The 5,328-nt window shown below is 59.4% G+C and carries 5 protein-coding genes; all 5 read left to right on the top strand.

Features of this window, described 5'->3' with window-relative positions; genetic code table 11:
* Window positions 1-300, top strand: a 300-nt coding sequence (locus ACOYNV_RS25385) for a hypothetical protein (protein ID WP_422902599.1), incomplete at its 5' end; no start/stop codon positions are given.
* Window positions 297-662 (top strand): response regulator, encoded by a 366-nt coding sequence (locus ACOYNV_RS25380; protein WP_422902598.1) that lies wholly within the window; start codon window positions 297-299, stop codon window positions 660-662. The genes ACOYNV_RS25385 and ACOYNV_RS25380, both read left to right, overlap by 4 nt.
* A gap of 150 nt (window positions 663-812) precedes the next feature.
* Window positions 813-1,118 (top strand): STAS domain-containing protein, encoded by a 306-nt coding sequence (locus ACOYNV_RS25375; RefSeq protein WP_422902597.1) that lies wholly within the window; start codon window positions 813-815, stop codon window positions 1,116-1,118.
* Window positions 1,119-1,410: 292 nt separating this feature from the next.
* The gene (locus tag ACOYNV_RS25370; protein ID WP_422902596.1) at window positions 1,411-3,666 is read left to right on the top strand and encodes a chemotaxis protein CheA; all 2,256 of its coding nucleotides are present in this window, start codon (window positions 1,411-1,413) and stop codon (window positions 3,664-3,666) included.
* A gap of 10 nt (window positions 3,667-3,676) precedes the next feature.
* On the top strand, window positions 3,677-5,328 hold a 1,652-nt coding region (locus ACOYNV_RS25365; RefSeq protein ID WP_422902595.1), incomplete at its 3' end, for an MCP four helix bundle domain-containing protein.

Here is a 5,328-nt window from a genome sequence, read left to right as displayed (position 1 = left end):
ACAAGCATCCAAGACCGTCATTCCGGCGAAGGCCGGAATCTGACCGAAGGAAATGTGCCCCGCAGGAAATACCCTTGGGGTGCAGAGCCAGTGCGCACCTCTGATATTCATGAAAACAATCAGATAGACGAACTGGACCCCGGCCTTCGCCGGGGTGACGAGCGAGGAGATTCGGCTGAAATGAATTTGTCACAACCTCTGAGGATTGCGGCGCGCAAGACCGCGCGCGAATTGATCCCGGCTCCCCGCGAAGATTCCCCCCATCAAATTTCGCAACACCCCAACCAGGCAAAATCATGAAAACAATCTTTCTTGTCGATGATTCGGCGACCATCCTGCTCAGCATCTCCGCCGTCCTCAGCAAAGCCGGCTACTCGGTGGAGAAGGCGGCCAATGCGGAAGCGGCGCTCGCAAAATTCAATGCCGGCGTCAAGATCGACCTGCTGATCACCGACCTCAACATGCCCGGCATGAACGGCATCGAGCTGATCAGGGAAGTGCGCAAGCTGGCTCCCTACAAGTTCGTTCCGATTCTTTTCCTGACCACCGAGTCGCAGCAATCGAGGAAGCTGGAGGCCAAGGCCGCCGGCGCGTCAGGCTGGATCGTCAAGCCGTCCACGGCCGACGAGTTGCTCAACACCATCAAACTGGTTTTTCACTGAAAGCATGGACTTCCAAAAACTTCTGCGGCGCTCGCTGACTGTTGCCCTGGTGGTTGCATTGGGTGAACGCGCAACCTCATCGGGTACGGACAGACGGGGAACTCCCGCGCTGGCGCTATCCAGTGTCGAACTGTTTTAGGAGAAACCATCATGCCATCCGCCCAGCTTCTTTCAATCACCGAAGACCTGACCATTTACCACGCGCTGGAGCACAAGCAAACGCTGCTCGATGCCCTTGCGAAGACCGACGAACTGGAACTGAACCTGTCGCAGGTTGGCGCAATGGACAGCATCGGCCTGCAACTGCTGATCCTGCTCAAGAAGGAAGCGCAACGGGCCGGCAAATCCGTACGCTTCGTCGCGCACAGCCAGGCCGTGAGTTCCGTCATCGATTTATGCAACCTGGCCGCCGAGTTCGGTGATCCGCTGATCATCCCGGCCCGCCAGGCCGCCTGAGAGACCATGAAAAATTCATACCAGCCTACTTGCCTCGCTCGTCACCCCGGCGAAGGCCGGGGTCCAGTTCGTCTATCTGATTGTTTTCATGAATATCAGAGGTACGCACTGGCTCTGCACCCCAAGGGTATTTCCTGCGGGGCACATTTCCTTCGGTCAGATTCCGGCCTTCGCCGGAATGAGCGCGAAGCCTGGCCTCGGGCCACGGTCTTGGATGCTTGTTCCAATTAATTCACAGCCTCTGAGAAAACCTCACAATCCTCAGGATACCGAGAATACGGAGAAACAAATCATGGACGAAATTACCGGCGTATTCATTCAGGAAAGCCGCGAACAACTCGCTGAAATGGAAGCCGGCCTGCTGCGCCTTGAGCAGACGCCGGACGACCGGGACAACATCAACGCCATCTTCCGCGCCGCCCACACCATCAAGGGCGGGGCGGGCGTGGTCGAATGCAACTTCATCGTGGCCTTTACGCATCGGGTAGAAAACCTGCTCGACTCACTGCGCAACGGCGATATGGCGGCTACCCCGCTGCTGGCGACGCTGCTGCTCGAATGCTGCGACCAGATGGGCAGTCTGGTGGACTTGCTGGCCGCTCAGGTCAGCGCACCGGATGCCGATCTGCAAGCCCGGGGCGATGCCCTGAGCGAGCGCCTGCAAGCATTTATCAGTGCAGACAGCCAGCCCCCCGCAGCACTCACCTCCGGCCTGACGATTCAAGATTCCGACAGCGAGATCGAAAGCTCCGGCGGCGGCGTGCTCATCACCGACAGTTGGCATATCTCGGTGCGCTTTGGCAGAAACGTGCTGCGCGGCGGCGGCATGGACCCGCTGTACTTCATCCGCTACCTGGCCTCGCTCGGCAAAATCCTCGGCATCGAAACGGTCACCGAAGCCATGCCGGCCGCCGCCGAAATGGACCCGGAATCGTGCTACATGGGTTTCGAAATCCGGCTGCAGACGCGTGCCTCCAAGGCCGACATCGAGCGCGTTTTCGAATTCGTGCGCGACGAATGCGACCTGCGCATCCTGCCGCCGCACAGCAAACTGGCCGACTACCTCAAGCACATCCAGGAACTGCCCGAAGACAGCATGCGCCTGGGCGAAATCCTGGTGCGCTGCGGCGCCCTGACCCAGGCCGAGATCGACGCCGGCCTGCTGCGGCAAAAAACTTCGGCACCTGAAGCCGATGCGGCGGACGAAATACTGCCGCCGCCCCCACCACCACAACTCGGTGAACTGCTGATCGACCACAAGGTGGTGCACAAGGAAATCGTCGACGCGGCCATCGTCAAGCAGGCCCAGGTCAGCGACAACAAATCGAAGGAAGCCCGGCTGGTGCGCGTGCATGCCGACAAGCTCGATCAACTGATCGATCTGGTCGGAGAACTGGTCATCGCCGGCGCTTCCGCCAACCTGCTGGCGCAAAAGAGCCGCAATGGCGATCTGGTCGAAGCCACCTCGGTTCTTTCCCGGCTGGTCGAAGACATCCGCGACTCGGCGCTGCAACTGCGCATGGTGCAGATCGGCGACACCTTCAACCGCTTCAACCGCGTGGTCCGCGATGTCGCCAAGGAACTCGGCAAGGAAATCGAGCTGGTGATCAGCGGCGCCGAAACCGAACTCGACAAAACGGTCGTCGAGAAGATCGGCGACCCGCTGATGCATCTGGTACGCAACTCGCTGGACCACGGCATCGAATCCACCGCACTGCGCCTGGAGCGCGGCAAGCCGGCCTGTGGTCAGGTTTCGCTCAACGCCTTCCACGACTCGGGCAGCATCGTCATCCAGATATCCGACGATGGCGGCGGCCTGAACAAGGAGAAAATCACCGCCAAGGCGCTCGAGCGCGGCCTCATCCTGCCGGGGCAGACACTCTCGGAAACCGAGATCATCAACCTCATCTTCGAACCTGGCTTCTCGACCGTCGATAAAGTCTCCAACCTCTCGGGAAGGGGCGTCGGCATGGATGTCGTGCGGCGCAACATCCAGTCGCTGCGCGGCGCCGTCGATGTCAGCTCGGTCGAGGGCGAAGGCACCACCTTCACCATCCGCCTGCCGCTGACGCTGGCCATCATCGACGGTTTCCTGGTCGGGGTGGACAAAGCCTCCTACGTCATTCCGCTCGACACCGTCGTCGAATGCATCGAACTCAAAAACCTGCCGACCGACCGCAATTTCCTCAACCTGCGCGGCGAAGCCCTGCCCTTCGTCCGTCTGCGTGAACTGTTCGAAGTCGAAGGGGCGCCGCCACCGCGCGAGAACATCGTCGTCGTCCAGTTTGCCGGGAAACGGGCCGGCATCGTGGTCGACCAGTTGATGGGCGAGTTCCAGACGGTGATCAAGCCGCTTGGCGCCATGTTCCGCCACCTGCGCGGCATCGGCGGTTCAACCATTCTCGGCAGCGGCGAAGTGGCGTTGATTCTCGACGTCGCCGCGCTGGTACAGACAGTCACGAAAAACGAAGAACGAAAACTGTTTTCCGGCAGTAATCAGCAACTTTTCCCAGCGCATCCGAACAAGCAAGTCATTGCACTTCATTAAAGGATAAATCATGTTCAAGAATCTGAAAATTGGCGTCCGGCTCGGTCTCGGCTTCGGCTTTGTTCTTATATTGCTGGCCGCCATATCGACTATCGCCTACACCAGGCTGGCCGCGCTCAATACTGCAATCGAGGACATGGTCCAGGACAAGTACCCCAAAACGCTGATTGCCAAAGACATCATCGACCAGATCAACATTGTCGCGCGCGCCTATCGTAATACCTTACTTTTCAAGCAGCCCGAAGAAGTCAAGAAGGAACTGGGACGCATTGTCGATGCACGAGAAAAAGTAAGCGCAACGATTGACAAACTCGAAAAGACCATCACTTCCGACGCTGGCAAGAAGGTATTGGCCAAGGTCATTGAAGCCCGTAAAGCCTACGCGGCCGAACAAGGGCATTTCCTCGAATTGCAGAAAACCGGCAAGCATGATGAAGCAGTCGAAATGTTACTCGGCAACATGCGCAAGGTGCAGACAGCGTATATCGCTTCCGTGGATGAACTGATCGGTTTCCAGTCCGGGCTGATGGAAGCGGCTGGCAAGTCGGCCGACGAGATGGCTGGTGCAGGCGAACGCCTGATCATGATTCTCGGCTCCCTTGCCGTACTGCTGACCGTGGCCTTCGCCTGGATCATCACGCGCGGCATCACCGGCCCGGTCAATACCGTCGTCGGCGTCGCCAACAAGATGGCTGCCGGCGACTTCAACTTCAAGGTCGACGTCGACAGCAAGGACGAAATCGGCCTGCTGGCCAAAGCTGTCGAAGGCGTGCAGTCCTCGGTACAACGGCTGATTACCGATGCCGACATGCTGGCCAAGGCCGCCGTTGCCGGCAAGCTGGAAACCCGCGCCGACGCCGCCAAGCATCAAGGCGACTTCCAGAAGGTCGTCGTTGGCGTCAACAACACCCTCGACGCCGTGATCAACCCGCTCAATGTGGCCGCCAACTACGTCGACCGCATCTCCAAGGGCGACATCCCGCCGAAAATCACCGACACCTACAACGGCGACTTCAACGTTCTCAAGAGCAACCTCAACACCTGTATCGACGCCGTCAATGCGCTGGTCGCCGACGCCGCCATGCTGGCCGACGCTGCCGTCGCCGGCAAGCTGGAAACCCGCGCCGATGCCGCCAAGCACCAGGGCGACTTCCAGAAGATCGTGATCGGCGTGAACACCACGCTCGACAACGTCGTCGGGCCGATCAACGAGGTGCGCCGCATCATGGACGCGATGTCCGGCGGCGATCTGTCGCAGACCATCACCACCCACTACCAGGGCGACTTCAACGACCTGAAGAGTGCGATCAACGACACCGTCGGCAAGCTGGTCGAGATCATCGGTGAAGTACGCACCGCCGCCGACAACCTGACCAATGCCGCCGGCCAGGTATCGGCGACCGCCCAGTCGCTCTCGCAATCCTCATCCGAACAGGCGGCGAGTGTCGAAGAAACAACCTCTTCCATGGAAGAAATGACGTCCTCGATCGCGCAGAACACCGAGAACGCCAAGATCACCGACAACATGGCCTCGAAGTCGGCCAAGGCAGCGGTCGAAGGCGGCGATGCGGTGAACAAGACGGTCGATGACATGAAGAGCATCGCCGGCAAGATCGGCATCATCGACGACATCGCGTATCAGACCAATCTGCTGGCGCTCAA

Source organism: Propionivibrio sp. (assembly GCF_049316945.1).
GTDB lineage: Bacteria > Pseudomonadota > Gammaproteobacteria > Burkholderiales > Rhodocyclaceae > Propionivibrio.
The sequence above is the reverse complement of the archived record's forward strand: the minus strand, read 5'-3'. Positions and strand labels throughout refer to the sequence as shown.